This window comes from Streptomyces sp. NPDC031466, from assembly GCF_055581265.1.
Genome location: NZ_JBVIJT010000011.1, coordinates 252,822 through 273,267, shown reverse-complemented (window position 1 = coordinate 273,267; position 20,446 = coordinate 252,822). Strand labels below are relative to the sequence as shown.

The following is a 20,446-nucleotide window of genomic DNA, read 5'->3' as shown; positions in this document are numbered from 1 at the left end:
CCGGCTGAATGTTCCCAGGTCAAGAATGGTGTGGACTGGCGCGGACCGCATAACGAGGTACTCGCCCGACCGACAACTTCAGACTGCCACCCTGTGAAAGGTGAAACAAGTGGGGCCCGTTGGCAGGAAGGTGCACTGGCGCGATCTGGCCCCCGAAGTGACTGGTTCGCTCGCTTCCCGGGCCGAAATTGTGTGGCGGTTCGGGCGTCGTGGGGAATCAGCGGGCAACTTCGTTCAACACGGGTCAATTCCGACGCCCGGTCGGGAATCCACTCCGGTGGCTTGTGAATAAGTACGGGCTGGACAGCGGGCGAACAAGCACTGCAAGCTGCTCGCCATGAAAATCATGAACCACGAGCCGGCGCCGGCTGACCCCCGCGTCCTGGTGGTGGGCACCGGACGGATGGAACTCGCCACCTTAAGGCGGACGTTCAGGGCCGCCGCCGACGGCACCTCGTCCAGACCTTCCCCCCACCGTCTTGTGGCCGCACGACCGCGCGTGCCGGGGAGGCCCGCATGACCAGTACCGAGGTGAAGCCGGGGCAGCGCCCGGGCCTGGCACTCGGCGTGCTGGCCGGGGCGCTCGCGCTGGACGTGAGCGGCCTCGGAGTCCTCAACGCCGCGCTGCCCTCCGTGGGCGAGCGTTTCGACCTGGACGACACCACGCTCCAGTGGGTCATGACCGCCTACGCCGTCACGTTCGCCGGCTTCCTGCTGGTGGGCGGCCGACTGGCCGATGTCTTCGGCAGGCGGCGGGTGTTCGAACTCGGCGTCGCCCTGTTCACGCTCGCCGCACTGGTCGGCGCCCTGGCACCGGGCACCGGGGTGCTGCTCGGCGCGCGGGCCGTCCAGGGCATCGGCGCGGCCCTGTCGGGACCGGCCGCGCTGGCCCTGCTGACCGAGGTGTTCCCGGCCGGTCCGGCACGCAACCGGGCCCTGAGCATCTACGCGGCGGTCGGCGCCGCGAGCTTCAGCGGCGGCGTCCTGCTGGGCGGCGTGCTGACCCAGTTCTTCGGCTGGCGTTCGGTGCTGTGGTTCTCGGTCGCCGTGGGACTGGCCGTACTGGCCGCGACGCGCGCCGGACTGCCCGACGGCGTCGGACGCGGCGGCCGCCTGGATCTGCCCGGCGCGATATCCGGCACGCTCGGCCTGACCCTGGTCGTCGTCGGCGCGAGCAGCAGCGGCGCGGTGGCCTGGGTCTCGCTGTGCGTCGCGGTGGTCTTCCTGGCGCTGTTCGTCGTACGCGAGCACCGCACGGCCGACCCGGTGCTGCCCCTCGGCCTCTTCCGGATCGCCTCGGTGCGGGCCGCGAGCCTGGCGGCGTTCCTGCAGTACATGGGCTCGGTCGGCATGCTGTTCTTCGCCCCGCTGTACCTCCAGGGGATGCTGGACTACTCCCCGCTCGAATCCGGCCTCGCGCTGGTGCCGATGTCGGCGGCCGTGTTCCTCACCGCCAACTTCGCCACCGGGCGCCTGCTGGCCACGTACACGCCGCGGACGCTGATGGCCGTCGGGCTGGTCCTCATCGGCGGCGGGACCGCGCTGTGGATGACCACCCCGCACGAGGGCGACTACCTGCTGCACGTGCTGCCCGGACTGGTGATCAGCGGCATCGGCCAGGGCCTGAACTTCCCCTCGATGACCTCCGCGGGACTGTCCGGCGTCGAGCCGGAGCGGCACGCGGTCGCCGGAGCGGTGAACGTCGTGGCGCAGCAGATCGGCGCCAGCGTCGGAGTGGCGGTCCTGGTCCTGATCGCGGCGACCGCCGACGACCGCCTCGCCGGCTACCACCTCGCCTACCTCGCGGCAGGCGTCGTCTGCGCCCTCGGAGCACTGGCCGTCGCCCTCGGCGGCCGACGGGAGAAGCAGGCCTGAACAGCGGGTGAGCGGACGAACGGCTGAGCGGAAATTCCGGGGTGCGCCCATGCCGTTCGCTGTACGTTGTGGGGGCGCGCCGCAGGTGAGGGCGCCGCGAGGACGGGCGACCGTGGCGCGGCGTGCGCACGGCTTCCGGGGCCGGGCACGGCCCGGAGCCGCGAGCACCGAGGCGCGCGTTCCCCTTGCCGTGGGGACCACCGGCGCGTGGCCCCGCGCATGTGACGTGCTGCTGTGACGTGACGTGCGGGGGCCGGAGTCCGGGCCCCCACGGCTCAGACCCCGTTTCGAGGCCGACCCGTGTTCCTGACGATCACCACCACCGGTACCCCCGAACGCCCGGCGACCGACCTCGGGTTCCTGCTGCACAAGCATCCCGACAGCGCCCAAACGTTCTCCACCTCCTACGGTCCCGCGCACGTCCTCTACCCCGAGGCGAGCGCGGAGCGCTGCACGGCCGCACTGCTCCTGGAGGTCGATCCCGTCGCGCTCGTGCGGCGCGGCAAGGGCAAGGGGCGGGGCGGCGCGCCCGACGCGGCACTCGCGCAGTACGTCAACGACCGGCCCTACGCCGCCTCGTCGCTGCTCGCCGTCGCGCTGAGCGCGGTGTTCTCCAGCGCGATGCGCGGCGTGTGCAGGGCGCTGCCCGAGCGGGTGGGGCAGCCGCTGCCGCTGCGGATCGAGGTGCCCGCGCTGCCCGCGCGCGGCGGCGCGGAGCTGGTGCGGGCGCTGTTCGAGCCGCTGGGCTGGACGGTGACGGCGACACCCGTCCCGCTGGACGAGCGGTTCCCCGAGTGGGGTGCTTCGCGCTACGTCGGCCTCGTGCTCGACGTGCCCGACGGGAAGCTGACCCTCGGCGAGGCGCTGCGGCACCTGTACGTGCTGCTGCCCGTCCTGGACGACGCCAAGCACTACTGGGTCTCGGCGGACGAGGTCGACAAGCTGCTGCGGGCCGGTGAGGGCTGGCTCGCCGACCACCCCGAGCAGCAGGTCATCACCAGCCGCTATCTCGCGCGCCGCCACTCCCTGACCCGTCAGGCGCAGGAGCGGCTCGAACTGGTCCGGCTCGCCGACGCCGACGACACGGACATCGAGGAGATCGACAACGCCGTGGCGGAGGAGTCCGCCGACCCCGGGGCGGAAGAGGGCGCGGACGTGTCGGAGGGCAGGCCGGTGCCGCTGGCCGTGCGCCGCCGTGCGGCGATCCTCGCGGCGCTCACTGCGGCCGGGGCCGGGCGCGTGCTCGACCTCGGCTGCGGTCAGGGCCAGTTGGTGCAGGCGCTGCTCAAGGACGCCCGGTTCACGGAGATCGTCGGCGTCGACGTGTCGATGCGCGCGCTGACCCTCGCCTCGCGGCGGCTGAAGCTGGACCGCCCGGGCGAGCGGCAGGCCCAGCGCGTCCAGCTCTTCCAGGGCTCGCTCGCGTACACCGACAGCCGGCTCAAGGGGTACGACGCGGCGGTGCTCAGCGAGGTGATCGAGCACCTCGACGTGGAGCGGCTGCCCGCCCTGGAATACGCCGTGTTCGGCTCGGCCAGGCCCCGCACGGTCCTGGTGACGACGCCGAACGTCGAGTACAACGTCCGCTGGGAGACCCTCGCGGCCGGCCACCGGCGCCACGGTGACCACCGCTTCGAGTGGACGCGCGAGGAGTTCCGGACCTGGGCCCGCCAGGTCGCGGAGCGGCACGCGTACGCGGTGGAGTTCGTGCCGGTGGGCGACGACGACCCGGACGTGGGGCCGCCCACCCAGATGGCGGTCTTCACGCAGGCGGAGAAGAACACGAAGGAGGTGCGGGCGGCATGACCGACAGCACCAGCAACACCGACAGCCGTGACAACACCGTCGATACCGGGGCCGTAACGCCCGGGGCGCACCGCCGGCTTCCCGTCACCGACCTGTCCCTCGTCGTGCTCGTCGGCGCCACCGGCTCCGGCAAGTCCACCTTCGCCCGTCGGCACTTCAAGGCGACCGAGGTGATCTCCAGCGACTTCTGCCGCGGCCTCGTCGCCGACGACGAGAACGACCAGAGCGCCAGCCGCGACGCGTTCGACGTGCTGCACTACATCGCGGGCAAGCGCCTGGCCGCCGGCCGGCGCACCGTCGTCGACGCCACCAACGTGCAGAGCGAGAGCCGCAAGCAGCTGATCGAACTGGCCAGGCAGTACGACGTGCTGCCCATCGCCATCGTGCTCGACGTGCCCGAGGAGGTCTGCGCCGCGCGCAACGCCGGGCGCCCCGACCGGGCCGGCGTCCACCGCCGCGTCATCCAGCGCCACCAGCGCGAACTGCGCCGCTCACTACGGCACTTGGAGCGCGAGGGCTTCCGCAAGGTGCACGTCCTGCGGGGCGTCGCGGAGGTCGAGGGCGCCTCGATCGTCACCGAGAAGCGCTACAACGACCTCTCCCACCTCACCGGCCCCTTCGACATCATCGGGGACGTCCACGGCTGCGCCGCCGAGCTGGAGACGCTGCTGGGCAAGCTCGGCTACGTCGACGGCGCGCACCCCGAAGGGCGTACGGCCGTCTTCGTCGGCGACCTGGTCGACCGCGGACCCAACACCCCGGGCGTGCTGCGCCGCGTCATGGCGATGGTGGCCGCGGGCACCGCGCTGTGCGTGCCCGGCAACCACGAGAACAAGCTCGGCCGCCACCTCAGGGGCCGCGGCGTCCAGCTCACCCACGGGCTCGCGGAGACGGTCGACCAGCTGGGCCGGGAGAGCGAGGAGTTCCGCACCCGGGTGCGGGAGTTCCTGGACGGTCTCGTCTCGCACTACGTCCTGGACGGCGGCGCCCTCGTCGTCTGCCACGCCGGCCTCCCCGAGAAGTACCACGGGCGCACGTCCGGCAGGGTCCGCTCGCACGCGCTGTACGGCGACACCACCGGTGAGACCGACGAGTTCGGGCTGCCGGTGCGCTACCCGTGGGCGGAGGAGTACCGCGGCCGGGCCGCCGTGGTCTACGGCCACACACCCGTGCCCACCGCGACCTGGTTGAACAACACCATCTGCCTGGACACCGGCGCCGTCTTCGGCGGCAAGCTGACCGCGCTGCGCTGGCCGGAGCGCGAACTCGTCGACGTCCCCGCCGAGCGCGTCTGGTACGAGCCCGTCAAGCCGCTGCGCTCCGAGGCGCCGGGCGGCCACGACGGACGCCCGCTCGACCTGAACGACGTACACGGCCGCCGCGTCGTGGAGACCCGGCACGCCGGCCGGGTCGCCGTCCGCGAGGAGAACGCGGCGGCGGCCCTGGAGGTCATGAGCCGCTTCGCCGTCGACCCGCGCCTGCTGCCCTACCTGCCGCCGACGATGGCGCCCACCGCCACCTCCCGGCGGGACGGCCACCTGGAGCACCCGGCGGAGGCCTTCGCCTCGTACGCGCGGGAGGGGGTCGCCCGGGTGGTGTGCGAGGAGAAGCACATGGGCTCGCGCGCCGTGGCCCTGGTCTGCCGTGACGCGGACGTGGCCCGGGACCGCTTCGGCGTCGAGGGCGGCCCGACCGGCTCCCTCTACACCCGCACCGGCCGCCCCTTCTTCAACGACGCGTCCGTCACCGAGGAGATACTCGCCCGGCTGCGCGCCGCCGCCGGTGACGCCGGCCTGTGGGAGGAGCTGGAGACGGACTGGCTGCTGCTCGACGCCGAGCTGATGCCGTGGTCCCTCAAGGCATCCGGTCTGCTGCGCACGCAGTACGCCGCCGTCGGCGCCGCGTCGGCGGCCGTCTTCCCCGGCGCGCTGGCCGCCCTCCAGGCCGCGACGGCGCGTGGCGTGGACGCGGGCGACCTGCTCGCCCGCCAGCGGGAACGCGCCGCCGACGCCGCCGCGTTCACGGACGCCTACCGCCGCTACTGCTGGCCCACCGACGGCCTGGACGGCGTGCGCCTCGCGCCGTTCCAGATCCTCGCCGTCCAGGGCCGCAGTCTCGCCGCGCTCCCGCACGACGCCCAACTGGCGCTGGTGGACCGCATGGTGGAGCACGACGGGAGCGGCCTGCTCCAGACCACTCGCCGCCTGTACGTCGACACCGGCGACGCGTCGTCCGTCGGAGCGGGCATCGACTGGTGGCTGGAGATGACCGGCCGCGGCGGCGAGGGCATGGTCGTCAAGCCCGTCGGGGCCCTGGTCAGGAACGCCGAGGGGCGGCCGGTGCAGCCCGGCATCAAGTGCCGGGGCCGGGAGTACCTGCGGATCATCTACGGCCCGGAGTACACGCGCCCGGAGAACCTGGCCAAGCTGCGGGACCGCTCCCTCGGCCACAAGCGCTCGCTGGCCGTGCGGGAGTACGCGCTCGGCCTGGAGGCGCTGGACCGGCTCGCGGAGGGCGAGCCGCTGTGGCGCGTCCACGAGCCGGTGTTCGCGGTCCTCGCCCTGGAGTCGGAGCCGGTCGACCCGAGGCTCTGACCACCACCAGGTGGCGCGTTGTCCGCGCGTGGGCCGTCCGGCCGGGGAAAGATGGACCCCATGGGATTCCATGTCGACTCCGAGGCCGGGCGGCTGCGCCGCGTCATACTGCACCGCCCCGATCTGGAGCTCAAACGGCTTACTCCGAGCAACAAGGACGCCCTCCTCTTCGATGACGTCCTGTGGGTGCGCAGGGCCCGCCAGGAGCACGACGGGTTCGCGGACGTGCTGCGCGACCGGGGGGTGACGGTCCACCTCTTCGGTGATCTGCTGACCGAGACCCTGGACGTGCCCGAGGCCCGCCTGCTCGTCCTGGACCGGGTCTTCGACGAGAAGGAGTACGGCCCGCTGGCCACCGACCACCTGCGGGCCGCGTTCGAGACGATGCCGTCGACGGAGCTGGCCGAGGCGCTGGTGGGCGGCATGACCAAGCGGGAGTTCCTGGAGGCGCACGCCGAGCCGACCTCCGTGCGCTTCCACTGCATGGACCTGGACGACTTCCTGCTCGGCCCGCTGCCCAACCATCTCTTCACCCGCGACACCTCGGCGTGGATCTACGACGGCGTCTCCATCAACGCCATGCGGTGGCCCGCCCGGCAGCGCGAGACCGTGCACTTCGAGGCGATCTACCGCCACCACCCGCTGTTCCGGTCCGAGGACTTCCACGTGTGGTCGCAGGGCCAGGCCGACTACCCCTCGACCATCGAGGGCGGTGACGTCCTGGTCATCGGCAAGGGGGCGGTGCTGATCGGCATGAGCGAGCGCACCACGCCGCAGGCCGTCGAGATGCTCGCCCACAAGCTGTTCGCGGCGGGCTCGGCGCAGACGATCGTGGCGCTCGACATGCCGAAGCGACGTGCGTTCATGCACCTCGACACGGTCATGACCATGGTCGACGGCGACACCTTCACGCAGTACGCGGGGCTCGGCATGCTCCGCTCGTACACCATCGAACCGGGCGCGGGGGAGAAGGAGTTGAAGGTCACCGACCATCCCCCGGAGAACATGCACCGGGCGATCGCCGCCGCGCTCGGCCTGGACGCGATCCGGGTGCTCACGGCCACCCAGGACGTGCACGCGGCGGAGCGGGAGCAGTGGGACGACGGCTGCAACGTCCTCGCGGTCGAGCCGGGTGTGGTGATCGCGTACGAGAGGAACGCGACGACCAACACGTTCCTGCGCAAGCAGGGCATCGAGGTGATCGAGATCCGCGGGAGCGAGCTGGGTCGCGGCCGGGGCGGTCCCCGCTGCATGAGCTGTCCGGTGCAGCGGGACGCGGTGCCGGGAACCTGACGCGCGGGCGCCCGGCCTGGCGCGACGCCACCGTCCACGCCGATCTGCATACTAATGTAAAGGATCGTATATAGTTTCAACTTCCCGGTTCCCGTCCCCGCGCGCAAGGAGCATCGCCATGGCCACAGACCTCACCGGCCGCCACTTCGTCAAGGAGTCGGACTTCACCGCCGAGGAGTTCCGCGGCCTGGTCGACCTGGCCGCGGAGCTGAAGGCGGCGAAGCGGGCCGGGACCGAGATCCGGCGGCTGACCGGCAAGAACATCGCCCTTATCTTCGAGAAGAACTCCACGAGGACGCGCTGCTCCTTCGAGGTCGCCGCCGCCGACCAGGGCGCCTCGACGACGTACATCGACCCGTCCGGCTCGCACATCGGCAAGAAGGAGTCCATCAAGGACACCGCCCGCGTGCTCGGCCGCATGTTCGACGCCATCGAGTTCCGCGGGGACGCCCAGGAGACCGTGGAGACCCTCGCCGCGCACGCCGGCGTGCCCGTCTACAACGGCCTGACCGACGAGTGGCACCCCACCCAGATGCTCGCCGACGTCCTCACGATGACGGAGCACACGGCCAAGCCCCTCACCGACGTCGCCTTCGCCTACCTCGGCGACGCCCGTCTCAACATGGGCAACTCCTACCTCGTCACCGGCGCCCTGCTCGGCATGGACGTCCGCATCGTGGCGCCCAAGGCCTACTGGCCGGCCGAGGAGGTCATCGCCCGCGCCCGCGCGCTCGCCGCCGGGAGCGGTGCCCGGATCACGCTCACCGAGGCGGTCGAGGAGGGCGTCCGGGGCGCCGACTTCGTGGCCACCGACGTATGGGTCTCCATGGGCGAACCCAAGGAGGTCTGGGACGAGCGCATCACCGCCCTCGCGCCGTACGCGGTGACGATGGACGTGCTGCGCGCCACCGGCAACGCGGACGTGAAGTTCCTGCACTGCCTGCCGGCCTTCCACGACCTCGGCACCCAGGTCGCCCGCGAGATCCACGAGAGCCACGGCCTGACCTCCCTGGAGGTCACCGACGAGGTCTTCGAGTCGGCGCACTCCGTCGTCTTCGACGAGGCCGAGAACCGCCTGCACACCATCAAGGCGGTCCTGGTCGCGACCCTCGCCTGACCTGCCGGCTCCCCGGGCGGTGCGTCGCCCGGGGCGAGACCTTGGCTAGGGCCGCGTCGGGAGCGTGAACCAGACCGCCTTGCCGGAGGCGGTGGGGCGGTGTCCGCACGAGGAGCTGAGGGTGCGGATCAGGAGCAGGCCGCGCCCGTGCTCCTGCCAGGGGTCGGGTGGCCCGGGCGGCTCGGAGGCGCTGAGGTTCCCGGGCGGCAGCGGGCTGGAGTCGTGCACCTCGACCTGGCAGCCGGTGGGCAGCAGCTCGATCACCAACTCTATGGGGGCCTGCCCCACGGTGTGCTCGACGGCGTTGGCGACCAGCTCCGCGGTGAGCAGCTCCGCGGTGTCCGTGTCGGGCGACGCCTCGATGTCGGTGAGGGCGGTGCGGACCAGGGCGCGGGCGACCGGCACGGCTGCCGCGCTGTGCGGCAGCGTGATGCGCCAGGAGGCGGGGGCGGGAGGCTGAGGCAAGGGGGGTCCGTTCAGGCAGCAGGCGGCGGTCCTGCTTTCAACCGTACGAATCCTAAGCGCTATGTCGACAGAGACCACGGTCGGGCAGGGCGCGGGACGTCCGGCCCTGCTCCCTCGGTAGCCGCCCACCTCCTGTATCGCGCACTCGTGACGACGGTCACGGATCGGTGATAACTTCGACGGGAGCCGCACCGCGTGCCCGTACCGGGCAGCGCGCCGCGGCCGGCGAACTCCAGCCCCCAGACCGAGGAGGCCGCACCTCATGAGTCCCTTCACCGGCTCCGCGACCCGCACCCCCGACTGGCGGCACCTGCGCCTCGCCGTCGACGACGGGGTCGCCACCGTCACCCTCGCCCGCCCCGACAAGCTCAACGCGCTCACCTTCGGCGCCTACGCCGACCTGCGCGACCTCCTCGCCGAGCTGTCCCGCGACAAGTCCGTGCGCGCCCTCGTGCTGGGCGGCGAGGGGCGCGGCTTCTGCTCGGGCGGCGACGTCGACGAGATCATCGGCGCGACGCTCGCCATGGACACCGCCCAGCTCCTCGACTTCAACCGCATGACCGGCCAGGTCGTCCGGGCCGTCCGGGAGTGCCCCTTCCCGGTGATCGCCGCCGTGCACGGGGTCGCCGCGGGCGCCGGCGCGGTGCTCGCCCTCGCCGCGGACTTCCGCGTCGCGGACCCCAGCGCCCGCTTCTCCTTCCTCTTCACCCGCGTCGGCCTCTCCGGCGGCGACATGGGCGCCGCCTACCTCCTGCCCCGCGTCGTCGGCCTCGGCCACGCCACCCGGCTGCTGATGCTCGGCGACGCGGTGCGCGCCCCCGAGGCCGAACGGATCGGCCTGATCAGCGAGTTGACGGACGAGGGCAAGGCGGCAGAGGCCGCGGCGGCCCTGGCACGCCGCCTCGCGGACGGCCCGGCCCTCGCGTACGCCCAGACCAAGGCGCTGCTCACCAGCGAACTGGACATGCCGCTCGCCGCCTCCGTGGAGCTGGACGCGGCGACCCAGGCGCTGCTCATGAACGGCGAGGACTACGCGGAGTTCCACGCCTCGTTCACCGAGAAGCGCCCGCCGAAGTGGCGGGGCCGATGAACGCGGGTGCCCACCGCGTGGCCGTCATCGGCGGCGGACCGGGCGGCCTGTACGCCGCGGCGCTGCTCAAACGCCTCGACCCGGCCCGCGAGGTCACCGTCTGGGAGCGCAACGCCCCCGAAGACACCTTCGGCTTCGGCGTCGTCCTCTCCGACGAGACCCTCGGCGGCATCGAACACGCCGACCCGGAGATCTACGCCGCCCTCCAGGCGGAGTTCGTGCGCTGGGACGACATCGACATCGTGCACCGCGACCGGCGCCACACCTCCGGCGGCCACGGCTTCGCCGCGCTCGGACGGCGCCGCCTCCTCGCCGTCCTGCACGCCCGCTGCCGCGCGCTCGGCGTCGAACTCCGCTTCCGCGCCGAGGCCCCGCCCGCGGCCACCCTCGCGGCCGCGTACGACCTGGTCGTCGCGGCCGACGGCGTCCACAGCCGCACACGCGAGACGCACGCCGAAGCCTTCGGCCCGAGCGTGACCACCCACCGCTGCCGCTACATCTGGCTGGCCGCCGACTTCGCCTTCGACGCCTTCCGCTTCGAGATCGCCGAGACCGAGCACGGCGTCATGCAGCTGCACGGCTACCCCTACTCCGCGGCCGGCACCGGCGCCTCCACCGTCATCGTCGAGATGCGCGAGGAGGTCTGGGCGGCGGCGGGCTTCGACCGGCTCGACGAGCGCGAGTCCACCGAGCGCTGCGCCAAGATCTTCACGGCGGCACTCGGCGGCCGTCCCCTGCGCGGCAACAACTCCTCCTGGACCAACTTCCGTACGGTCGTCAACTCCCGCTGGTCGCACGGGAACACGGTGCTGCTGGGCGACGCGGCGCACACCGCCCACTTCTCCATCGGCTCCGGCACCAAGCTCGCCGTCGAGGACGCCCTGGCCCTCGCCGCCTGCCTGCGGGAACAGCCCGACATCCCGAGCGCCCTCCAGGCGTACGAGAGCGAGCGCCGCCCCATTGTCGCCTCCACGCAGCGGGCCGCCCGCGCCAGCCTGGAGTGGTTCGAGCGCCTGCCCGACCATCTAGGCCAGCCCCCACGCCAGTTCGCGTTCAACCTCCTGACCCGCAGCCGCCGCGTCACCCACGACAACCTCTGGCTGCGCGACGCCGGCTTCACCCGCGCCGTGGAGCGCGAGTTCGGCTGCCCCGACGGCACACCCCCGATGTTCACGCCCTTCACCCTGCGCGACCTCACCCTGCGCAACCGCGTCATGGTCTCCCCGATGGACATGTACTGCGCCGTGGACGGCGTCCCCGGCGACTTCCACCTCGTCCACCTGGGCGCCCGGGCCCTGGGGGGCGCGGGCCTGGTCATGACCGAGATGGTCTGCGTCAGCGAGCGCGGCCGCATCACACCGGGCTGCGCCGGGCTCTACACCGCCGAACAGACCCGGGCCTGGCGCCGCGTGACCGACTTCGCGCACGCCGAGGCGCCCGGCACGGCGATCGGCGTCCAGCTCGGCCACTCGGGCCGCAAAGGCTCCACGAGACGCATGTGGGAAGGCATCGACGAGCCGCTGCCCGACGGCAACTGGCCGCTGGACGCCGCTTCCCCGCTGCCGTACAAGCCCGGCGGTCAGACGCCGCGCGAACTGTCCCGGGCCGGTCTGACGCGCATCCGCGAACAGTTCGTCGCGGCGGCCACGCGCGCCGAGGAAGCGGGCTTCGACCTCCTCGAACTGCACTGCGCCCACGGCTACTTGCTCTCCGGATTCCTCTCGCCCCTCACCAACCGGCGCACGGACGCCTACGGCGGCTCCCTGTCCGGACGGCTGCGCTTCCCCCTCGAAGTCTTCGACGCCGTGCGCGAGGTGTGGCCGGCCGGCAAACCCATGACGGTCCGCGTCTCGGCCACCGACTGGGCCGAGGGCGGCACCACCGCCGAGGACGCCGTGGAGATCGCCCGCGCCTTCGCGGCGCACGGCGCCGACGCGATCGACGTCTCGACGGGCCAGGTCGTCGCCGACGAACGCCCCGACTACGGCCGCTCCTACCAGACGCCCTACGCCGACCGCATCCGCAACGAGACCGGCGTCCCGGTGATCACCGTGGGCGCCATCTCCTCCTGGGACGACGTCAACTCCCTGCTCTTGGCGGGCCGCGCCGACCTCTGCGCCCTCGCCCGCCCCCACCTCTACGACCCCCACTGGACCCTGCACGCGGCGGCCGAGCAGGGGTACGAGGGGCCCGGGGTGACCTGGCCCCTGCCGTACCGCGCGGGCAGCCGCAGACCGCAGACGGGCCGCACCGACGCCCCGAAACCCCGCCTGTCGCTCAGCGGTTGAGGGAGCGTCAACCGGCGTCAGTCCGCGTCGGGCGGTGACACGAACCGCGTCCCCGGCCCCCGCAGCAGCGCGTCCAGCGCCGTGAACACCTCCGCCGACCGGACACCCGGCCAGTCGCGGGGCAGCAGCGCCGGGGGCAGGCCCGGGTCGGCGTACGGCAGTCGACGCCAGGAGTCGAGCGCGAGGAGGTAGTCGCGGTAGGCCTCCTCGGGCGCCGGGGGAGCGTCGCCGCGGGCCTGCCAGGAGCGCAGCACCGGCTCATGGCGGTCCAGGAACGCCTCGTGCTGCTTGGCCAGGGCCGCGAGGTCCCACCAGCGCGCCACCGCTTCCGCCGTCGCGGCGAAGCCCAGGTGCTCGCCCCGGAACAGGTCGACGTACGGGGCGAGTTGGAGGCGCTCAAGGGTGTGCCGGGTCTCCTCGCGCAGATGCGCCGGGGCGATCCAGACGCCCGGCGCCGCCGTGCCGAAGCCGAGGCCCGCGAGCCGGGAGCGCAGCACGTGCCGCTTGTGCCGCTCGGCCTCGGGCACGGAGAAGACCGCGAGGACCCAGCCGCCCTCCCGCGCGTCGGCCGCCCCGCCGTAGATGCGGCGGTCACCGTCGTCCAGGAGCTGACGGGCCTCGGGGGAGAGCGCGTAGCCCGCGGCGCCCGCCTGCGTGCGCGCCGGAACCAGCAGGCCGCGCCGCTTGAGCCGCGACACCGACGAGCGCACCGAGGGCGCGTCGACGCCGAGCGGCGCGAGGAGGCGCACCAGCTCGGCCACCGGGACCGGGCCGGGCGCCGCCCGGCCGTAGGCGCCGTAGAAGGTGACGATCAGGGACCGTGGAGTGTGCTGCTCGGACACGTGATCACTCTACGGGCCCCGGAGCGGCCGAGGACTCCGCCGTCGGCCGGGCCGGGGGCGCCGCCCGCAGCCGGAACCGCTGCAGCTTGCCCGTCGCCGTCCTCGGCAGGGCGTCCAGGAAGACGATCTCGCGCGGACACTTGTAGGGGACCAGCTCCGTCCGCACGAACTCCCGCAGCTGCTCCGCGTCCCGTGGCGCGCCCTCGCGCGGCACCACGTACGCCACCACCACCTGCCCGCGCAGCTCGTCCGGACGCCCCACCACCGCCGTCTCCACGACGTCCGGGTGGCGCAGCAGCGCCTCCTCCACCTCGGGGCCCGCGATGTTGTAGCCGGCCGAGATGATCATGTCGTCGGCGCGGGCGACGTAGCGGAAGTAGCCGTCGGCGTCCCGGATGTAGGTGTCCCCGGTGACGTTCCAGCCGTGGCGCACGTACTGGAGCTGGCGTTCGTCGGCGAGGTAGCGGCAGCCGACCGGGCCGCGCACCGCGAGCAGGCCCGGCTCGCCGTCGGGCACCGGCGCCCCGGAATCGTCCACCACACGCGCGTGCCAGCCGGGAACGGGGCGCCCCGTCGTGCCCGGTCTGATCGCGTCGTCGGCGGCGGAGATGAAGATGTGCAGCAGTTCCGTCGCGCCGATGCCGTTGATGATGCGGTGCCCGGTGCGCTCGTGCCAGGCCCGCCAGGTGGCCGCCGGAAGGTTCTCCCCGGCCGAGACGCAGCGGCGCAGCGAGGAGATGTCGTACTCGTCGAGCTTCTCCAGCATCGTGCGGTAGGCGGTCGGCGCGGTGAACACCACCGTGATCCCGTGGCGCCCGATGGCGGGCAGGAGCTGTCTCGGCGCGGCCTGTTCGAGCAGGACCGAGGAGGCGCCGAAACGCAGCGGGAAGACGACGAGCCCGCCGAGGCCGAAGGTGAAGCCGAGCGGCGGGCTGCCCGCGAAGACGTCGTCGGGGACGGGCCTGAGGATGTGCCGCGCGAACGTGTCGGCTGTGGCGAGCACATCGCGGTGGAAGTGCATGCACCCCTTGGGGCGGCCGGTCGTGCCGGACGTGAACGCGATGAGCGCGACGTCGTCGGCGGCCGTGTCCACGGCCTCGTAGGGTCCGGGCCGCCGGGCCGCGCGCGCCAGCAGGTCGTCGGGGCCCGCACCGCCGTACGTGGTGACGCCCAGGCCCGGCACCCCGGCCTTCATCAGGTCGTCGACCGACCGGATGTCGCACAATGCGTGCCGCACCCGGGCGATCTCGCACATGACGGCCAGCTCCGGCGCCCGCTGCTGGGCGAGCACCGTGACGGCGACCGCGCCCGCCTTCATCACCGCCAGCCAACAGGCCGCCAGCCAGGGCGTGGTGGGCCCGCGCAGCAGCACCCGCTCCCCGGGCCGCACACCCAGCTCGGCGCTCAGCACCCGGGCGATCCCGTCGACGTGGCCGAGCAGGTCGCCGTACGTCCAGGTCCCGCCGGACGCGGAGTGGAACGCGGGCCGGGCGGCGCCGAGCCGCTCCACCGTCCGGTCCAGGAGCTCCGCACCGCAGTTGAGCCGGTCCGGGTAGCGCAGCTCGGGGAGGTCGTGGACGAGGGCGGGCCACTGCTCACGGGGCGGGAGATGGTCGCGGGCGAAGGTGTCGGTGTGGCCGGACGGTGTCAGCCCCGGTATGCCGGTGGGATCCATGGCGGCTCTGCCCCCTTGCCTGCGGGTCGGGCGCTGTGGTGGGCTCGCCCCACGAGCGTATCGTGATGGTGACGACAGTCAACGGTGCGCGATAAAGGAGGGCCGGGGTGACGGCATTCTCGCTCAATCCTGAACAAACCGCCTGGTGTGCGGAGCTGCGCGCCCTCGCCGCCGAGCGTTTGCGGCCCCTCGCGGAGAAGGGGCAGCCGGGCCACGTGAACCGGCCCCTGGTCGAGGAGCTCGGCGAACTGGGCCTGCTGGCACGGCTGTTCGAGGACGGCACCGGATCAGGGGCCGGCGCCCTCGACCTCTGCCTGATGCGTGAATCGCTCGCCTACGCCTGCACGGAGGCGGAGACCGCCCTGGCGCTCCAGGGCCTCGGCGCCCACCCCGTGCACGCGCACGGCACGCCCGCGCAGCGGGAACGCTGGCTGCCGCCCGTCCGCGCCGGGCGCGCCGTCGCCGCCTTCGCGCTCTCCGAGCCGGGCGCGGGCTCGGACGCGGCGGCCCTGTCCCTCGCGGCGGTCCCGGACGGCCCCGCGGGCTGGCGCCTCACCGGCGAGAAGTGCTGGATCTCCAACGCCCCCGAGGCCGACTTCTACACCGTCTTCGCCCGGACCTCCCCGGGCGCGGGCTCCCGGGGCGTCACCGCCTTCCTGGTCCCCGCCGACCGTACGGGCCTGACCGGCGCCCCCCTCGACATGCTCTCCCCGCACCCCATCGGCACGCTCGCCTTCGACGGCGTCCAGGTGGGCCGCAAGGACGTCCTGGGCGAGGTCGACCGCGGCTTCCGCGTCGCGATGACCACCCTGAACAGGTTCCGGCCGAGCGTCGGCGCGTTCGCCGTCGGCATGGCGGCGGCGGCACTGGACGCGAGCCTCGCGCACACCGCCGCACGGGACGCGTTCGGCGGCAAACTGAAGGACCTCCAGTCCGTCGCCCACCAGATCGCCGAGATGGCCACGCGCACGGAGGCGGCACGCCTGATGGTGTACGCGGCAGCGGCGGCGTACGACAGGGAAGGGCCGCACGGCCCCGGCATCGCCCGGCGCGCGGCGATGGCGAAGCTGCTCGCCACGGAGAGCGCGCAGTACGTGGTCGACGCCGCCGTCCAACTGCACGGCGCCCGTGCCCTGCACCGCGGCCACCTGCTCGAACACCTCTACCGGGAGGTGCGGGCGCCGCGTGTCTACGAGGGGGCGAGCGAGGTCCAGCGCGGGATCATCGCCAAGGAGCTGTACGGATGAGCCCGCGGGCGGCCGGACCGAGCCGCGGCCGGCCACGCGGTTCCCACCCCGCCCCCGTCGGGACGCCGTCGTGCCGCACGCCCCGGTCACCGACCCAGCGAACCAGGAGGCCCGCCCCATGACCCTGCGCCGCGTCAACCCGGCCGAACTCTCCCCGCCCACCGGCTTCTCGCACGCCGTCGCCGCGACCGGCTCCCGGCTCGTCTTCCTCGCCGGGCAGACCGCGCTGGACGGGGCGGGCAAGGTCGTCGGAACCACCCTGCCCGAGCAGTTCGAGGTGGCCCTCACCAACCTCCTCACCGCCCTGCGCCACGCCGGCGGCACCCCCGCCGACCTCGCCCGCGTCACCGTCTACGCCACGGACGTCGCCGACTACCGCGCACACGTCGCCGAACTGGGGCGCCTGTGGCGGCGGTTGGCGGGGCGCGACTACCCCGCGATGGCGGTGGTCGGCGCGGTCCGGCTGTGGGACGATCAAGCCTTGGTGGAGCTTGACGGGGTGGCCGTTCTCGACTGAGCGGCCCGAAGGCGGGAGCGTCGGATGCCGCAGATCGAGACCAGCGCGGGGCCCCTGGCGTACGACGACACCGGCGGCGACGGCGTGCCTCTCGTCCTGCTGCACGGCCCCGCCCAGGACGGCTCGGTCTGGCGCCACGTCGTCGACGAGCTCGGCACCCGGTTCCGCTGCGTGGTGCCGACCCTGCCGTACGGCAGCCACCGCCTGCCGCTGCGGGCCGGTGTCGAACTGACCCCGCGCACGATGGCCCTGCTCATCGGCGAGTTCGCGGACGCCCTGAAGCTCGGCGACGACGCCGTGTTCGTGGAGAACGACGGCGGGCGCCTCCAGCAGTTGGCCGCCGAACGCCCCGAGCGGGTCGGCCGGATGGTGATCGCCGGCTGCGAGGCGTTCGACAACTACCCGCCGCGCGCGGGCGGCAAGATGATGGCGACGGCCGCCAGGATCCCCGGCGGCATCGCGGCGATGGTGCACGGCCTGGCGTTCCGCCCGACCCGCCGCCTGCCGGGCACGGGTTACGCCGTCATGGCGCACAAGCCCGTGACGCACGACCTCATCGACCGCTGGATCGAGCCGCTGCGCAAGGACCCGGCCGCCCGGCGGGTCCTGGTCCGCTACCTGCGGGCGGTGCGCCCCTCGGAGATGAGCGAGGCGGCCCGGGCCCTGCGCTCCTACGACCGTCCCGCGCTCGTGGTGTGGGGCAGGCAGGACCGCATGATGCCGCTCGAACACGGCCGCAGGCTCGCCGACCTGCTGCCGCAGGGCCGACTGGTCGAACTGGACGACTGCCGCACCCTGATCCCGCTGGACCGCCCCGACGGACTCGCCCGGGCGATCCGCGACTTCGTGGGGGAGACCGACACCCGGGCCGCCTGACCCGGCACCTCGCCCTCTGGATTCCCTACGGCCCGTCAAGTTCCCCGCGTCACGGCGCAATTCGCGGGTAGGCGGAGTCAGCCGCGGCCACCGGGGCCCGGTGATGAGGAGGGGTGAGCACGTGCGTGCGAGCAAGGTTACGGGTGTCATCGGGATCGTGGGACTGTCGGCCGTTCTGCTGACGGGGTGTGGGGACAGCGACGACGGCTCCGACAAGCCGTTCGCCAAGGACAGTGCCGACCAGATCGCGGCCAAGGCGGTGGCGGCCACCAAGAAGGCCGACTCGATGCGCCTGAAGGGCGACATGCGGCAGGCCGGCGGCAAGTCGGTGAGCGTGGACCTCGCGGTGGACCAGGAGAAGAACTGCGAGGGGACCGTCGACGCCGAGGGCGCCAAGGCCGAGCTGCGGCACACGAACGCCGCGCTGTACGTGCGCGGCAACGAGCAGTACTGGAAGAACGCGCTGAAGAACCAGGCCGGTTCGGACAAGGTGCTGGCCAAGGTCGTCGACAAGTGGGTCAAGACGCCCGCCGACGACGCCGCGACGTCCGGCCTGTGCGACAAGCAGGGCCTGATCGCCTCCATGGACGAGGACAAGTCGAGCCGCAAGGGCATGAAGAAGGGCGACACCACGTCCATCGACGGCAAGGAGGCCATCGCGCTGACGAAGAAGGCCTCCGGCGGCGAGACCCACACGATGTACGTGGCCACGGAGGGCAAGCCCTACATCCTGCGCGCCACCGTGAAGGGCGGCGACGAGCCCAACGAGGCGACCTTCACCGACTACAACGAGCCCGTGAGCCCGAAGGCGCCGGGCAAGGGCGAGACGGTCGACCTCAAGGAACTCGCCGCCTCGGGCGGCTGATCCGAGCCACACGGCCACCGGCCTCTGGGCCGCCGGGCAGGAACGAGGGGGCGCCACGGCCGGGTGCTGTGGCGCCCCTCGGCGCGTCGTGTGCGCCTTCACTCTCAAACGCTGACCCGCGTTCCCCGCCCCCCAGGTGAGCTGTCCCGGTCAGATGTCCCGGAACGTCTCGATCTGCGCCCCGACGGAGTTCAGGCGCTCCGCCAGGTCCTCGTAGCCGCGGTTGATGACGTAGACGTTGCGCAGCACCGATGTGCCCTCGGCCGCCATCATGGCGAGGAGGACGACCACCGCGGGGCGCAGGGCCGGGGGGCACATCATCTCGGCGGCGCGCCAGCGGGTGGGGCCCTCGACCAGGACGCGGTGCGGGTCGAGGAGTTGGAGGCGGCCGCCGAGGCGGTTGAGGTCCGTGAGGTAGATCGCGCGGTTGTCGTAGACCCAGTCGTGGATCAGCGTCTTGCCCTGGGCCGCCGCCGCGATGGCCGCGAAGAAGGGGACGTTGTCGATGTTCAGGCCCGGGAACGGCATCGGGTGGATCTTGTCGATCGGCGCCTCCAGCTTGGAGGGGCGGACCGTGAGGTCGATCAGACGGGTGCGGCCGTTGTCGGCGGAGTACTCCGCCGTGCGGTCGTGGTCCAGGCCCATCTCCTCCAGGACCGCCAGCTCGATCTCCAGGAACTCGATCGGCACCCGGCGCACCGTCAGCTCGGACTCCGTGACGACGGCGGCGGCGAGCAGGCTCATCGCCTCGACCGGGTCCTCGGAGGGGGAGTAGTCGACGTCCACGTCGATGGTCGGCACGCCGTGCACGGTCAGCGTCGTCGTGCCGATGCCCTCGACCTCGACGCCGAGCGCCTCCAGGAAGAAGCACAGGTCCTGGACCATGTAGTTCGAGGAGGCGTTGCGGATGACGGTCGTGCCGGCGCTGCGGGCCGCGGCCAGCAGAGCGTTCTCGGTGACGGTGTCCCCGCGCTCGGTCAGCACGATGGGGCGGTCGGGGCAGACGTCGCGGGCCACCTCCGCGTGGTACAGCCCCTCGGTCGCCGCGATGTCGAGACCGAAGCGGCGCAGCGCGATCATGTGCGGCTCGATCGTGCGGGTGCCCAGGTCGCAGCCGCCCGCGTACGGCAGTTTGAAGCGGTCCATGCGGTGCAACAGCGGGCCGAGGAACATGATGATCGAGCGGGTGCGGCGCGCGGCCTCCGCGTCGATGGCGTCCATCTCCAGCTTCGCGGGCGGCACGATCTCCAGGTCGACGCCGTCGTTGATCCAACGGGTGCGTACGCCGATGGAGTTGAGCACCTCCAGGAGGCGGTAGACCTCCTCGATGCGGGCGACGCGGCGCAGCACCGTGCGCCCCTTGTTGAGCAGGGACGCGCAGAGCAGCGCCACGCACGCGTTCTTGCTCGTCTTGACGTCGATGGCACCGGAGAGCCGGCGGCCGCCGACCACCCGCAGGTGCATGGGCCCGGCGTAGCCGAGCGACACGATCTCGCTGTCGAGCGCCTCGCCGATGCGGGCGATCATCTCAAGGCTGATGTTCTGGTTGCCCCGCTCGATGCGGTTCACGGCGCTCTGGCTGGTGCTGAGCGCTTCGGCGAGCTGCGTCTGTGTCCAGCCCCTGTGCTGCCGTGCGTCACGGATGAGCTTGCCGATGCGTACGAGGTAGTCGTCTGCCATGTGTGGCAGGTTATCTCAGATATGAGATGAACTGCGCGCTGGGGTGGGCCATCCGGGGAGCGGCCTTCCGGGCGACCTTTCCCCGTAGGGGAGTTCACCCGGCCGCACGAAGCCGACCGCCGACGCGCCCGCCGTGGGCACCGGAGCCCGGCCGCCGCCCGCGTCACCCGGGCGGCGGCCGCGCGTCCTGCCGATGGCCGCGCGTCATGCACCACT

Annotated in this window: 15 protein-coding genes; 11 read left to right on the top strand and 4 right to left on the bottom strand. The window is 72.8% G+C overall.

Features of this window, described 5'->3' with window-relative positions; genetic code table 11:
- The first annotated feature begins 516 nt into the window (after window positions 1-516).
- From ACZ5GP_RS27585 to argF, 5 genes are all read left to right on the top strand, one after another.
- Window positions 517-1,875 carry an MFS transporter gene (locus ACZ5GP_RS27585; protein ID WP_468753378.1) on the top strand — a complete coding sequence of 453 codons (1,359 nt, stop codon included), beginning with the start codon at window positions 517-519 and terminating at the stop codon, window positions 1,873-1,875.
- Window positions 1,876-2,175: 300 nt separating this feature from the next.
- Entirely contained in the window at window positions 2,176-3,681 is a 1,506-nt protein-coding gene (locus tag ACZ5GP_RS27580) for a 3' terminal RNA ribose 2'-O-methyltransferase Hen1 (RefSeq protein WP_468753377.1), read from the top strand.
- Entirely contained in the window at window positions 3,678-6,275 is a 2,598-nt protein-coding gene (locus ACZ5GP_RS27575; RefSeq protein ID WP_468753376.1) for a polynucleotide kinase-phosphatase, read from the top strand. Before ACZ5GP_RS27580 ends, ACZ5GP_RS27575 begins: the two co-directional genes overlap by 4 nt.
- Before the next feature lie 60 nt (window positions 6,276-6,335).
- Window positions 6,336-7,568, top strand: a complete 1,233-nt coding sequence (locus ACZ5GP_RS27570) for an arginine deiminase (RefSeq protein WP_468753375.1) — start codon at window positions 6,336-6,338, stop codon at window positions 7,566-7,568.
- A gap of 118 nt (window positions 7,569-7,686) precedes the next feature.
- Window positions 7,687-8,685, top strand: a complete 999-nt coding sequence (argF, locus tag ACZ5GP_RS27565) for an ornithine carbamoyltransferase (protein ID WP_468753374.1) — start codon at window positions 7,687-7,689, stop codon at window positions 8,683-8,685.
- Between the two features lie 45 nt (window positions 8,686-8,730).
- Here argF and ACZ5GP_RS27560 read toward each other — a convergent pair whose 3' ends face one another.
- Entirely contained in the window at window positions 8,731-9,150 is a 420-nt protein-coding gene (locus tag ACZ5GP_RS27560; protein WP_468753373.1) for an ATP-binding protein, read from the bottom strand.
- Between the two features lie 262 nt (window positions 9,151-9,412).
- Here ACZ5GP_RS27560 and ACZ5GP_RS27555 point away from each other — a divergent pair, with 262 nt between their 5' ends.
- Together ACZ5GP_RS27555 and ACZ5GP_RS27550 are read left to right on the top strand one after the other, a co-directional pair.
- Entirely contained in the window at window positions 9,413-10,240 is an 828-nt protein-coding gene (locus ACZ5GP_RS27555) for an enoyl-CoA hydratase family protein (RefSeq protein ID WP_468753372.1), read from the top strand.
- Entirely contained in the window at window positions 10,237-12,528 is a 2,292-nt protein-coding gene (locus ACZ5GP_RS27550; protein ID WP_468753371.1) for a bifunctional salicylyl-CoA 5-hydroxylase/oxidoreductase, read from the top strand. Before ACZ5GP_RS27555 ends, ACZ5GP_RS27550 begins: the two co-directional genes overlap by 4 nt.
- Before the next feature lie 17 nt (window positions 12,529-12,545).
- On the opposite strand, the gene ACZ5GP_RS27545 is transcribed toward ACZ5GP_RS27550, so the two are convergent.
- Complete coding sequence (locus tag ACZ5GP_RS27545; protein ID WP_468753370.1) at window positions 12,546-13,370, bottom strand: PaaX family transcriptional regulator; 825 nt, start codon at window positions 13,368-13,370, stop codon at window positions 12,546-12,548.
- A 4-nt stretch (window positions 13,371-13,374) separates the two neighbouring features.
- On the bottom strand, window positions 13,375-15,045 hold the full coding sequence (locus ACZ5GP_RS27540; RefSeq protein WP_468753369.1) for an AMP-binding protein: 1,671 nt from the start codon (window positions 15,043-15,045) through the stop codon (window positions 13,375-13,377).
- A gap of 107 nt (window positions 15,046-15,152) precedes the next feature.
- Here ACZ5GP_RS27540 and ACZ5GP_RS27535 point away from each other — a divergent pair, with 107 nt between their 5' ends.
- The 4 genes from ACZ5GP_RS27535 (at window position 15,153) to ACZ5GP_RS27520 (ending at window position 18,550) form a co-directional block, all read left to right on the top strand.
- Window positions 15,153-16,292: an acyl-CoA dehydrogenase family protein gene (locus ACZ5GP_RS27535; protein ID WP_468753368.1), complete on the top strand. Its 1,140-nt coding sequence runs from the start codon at window positions 15,153-15,155 to the stop codon at window positions 16,290-16,292.
- Window positions 16,293-16,410: 118 nt separating this feature from the next.
- Window positions 16,411-16,809 (top strand): RidA family protein, encoded by a 399-nt coding sequence (locus ACZ5GP_RS27530; protein WP_468753367.1) that lies wholly within the window; start codon window positions 16,411-16,413, stop codon window positions 16,807-16,809.
- A gap of 24 nt (window positions 16,810-16,833) precedes the next feature.
- On the top strand, window positions 16,834-17,685 hold the full coding sequence (locus ACZ5GP_RS27525; RefSeq protein WP_468753366.1) for an alpha/beta fold hydrolase: 852 nt from the start codon (window positions 16,834-16,836) through the stop codon (window positions 17,683-17,685).
- A 121-nt stretch (window positions 17,686-17,806) separates the two neighbouring features.
- On the top strand, window positions 17,807-18,550 hold the full coding sequence (locus tag ACZ5GP_RS27520; protein WP_468753365.1) for a hypothetical protein: 744 nt from the start codon (window positions 17,807-17,809) through the stop codon (window positions 18,548-18,550).
- Window positions 18,551-18,700: 150 nt separating this feature from the next.
- Here ACZ5GP_RS27520 and ACZ5GP_RS27515 read toward each other — a convergent pair whose 3' ends face one another.
- A complete protein-coding gene (locus tag ACZ5GP_RS27515; protein ID WP_358580849.1) occupies window positions 18,701-20,230 on the bottom strand; it encodes a helix-turn-helix domain-containing protein in 1,530 nt (509 codons plus the stop codon).
- Between the last annotated feature and the right edge of the window lie 216 nt (window positions 20,231-20,446).

What these genes read in the sequence shown, in the direction of transcription:
- ACZ5GP_RS27585 (WP_468753378.1), top strand. Translation starts at nt 517, where the DNA reads ATGACCAGTACCGAGGTGAAGCCGGGGCAGCGCCCGGGCCTGGCACTC.
- ACZ5GP_RS27515 (WP_358580849.1), bottom strand. Translation starts at nt 20,230, where the DNA reads ATGGCAGACGACTACCTCGTACGCATCGGCAAGCTCATCCGTGACGCA.
- ACZ5GP_RS27525 (WP_468753366.1), top strand. Translation starts at nt 16,834, where the DNA reads ATGCCGCAGATCGAGACCAGCGCGGGGCCCCTGGCGTACGACGACACC.
- ACZ5GP_RS27550 (WP_468753371.1), top strand. Translation starts at nt 10,237, where the DNA reads ATGAACGCGGGTGCCCACCGCGTGGCCGTCATCGGCGGCGGACCGGGC.
- argF (WP_468753374.1), top strand. Translation starts at nt 7,687, where the DNA reads ATGGCCACAGACCTCACCGGCCGCCACTTCGTCAAGGAGTCGGACTTC.
- ACZ5GP_RS27540 (WP_468753369.1), bottom strand. Translation starts at nt 15,045, where the DNA reads ATGGATCCCACCGGCATACCGGGGCTGACACCGTCCGGCCACACCGAC.
- ACZ5GP_RS27575 (WP_468753376.1), top strand. Translation starts at nt 3,678, where the DNA reads ATGACCGACAGCACCAGCAACACCGACAGCCGTGACAACACCGTCGAT.
- ACZ5GP_RS27570 (WP_468753375.1), top strand. Translation starts at nt 6,336, where the DNA reads ATGGGATTCCATGTCGACTCCGAGGCCGGGCGGCTGCGCCGCGTCATA.
- ACZ5GP_RS27555 (WP_468753372.1), top strand. Translation starts at nt 9,413, where the DNA reads ATGAGTCCCTTCACCGGCTCCGCGACCCGCACCCCCGACTGGCGGCAC.
- ACZ5GP_RS27530 (WP_468753367.1), top strand. Translation starts at nt 16,411, where the DNA reads ATGACCCTGCGCCGCGTCAACCCGGCCGAACTCTCCCCGCCCACCGGC.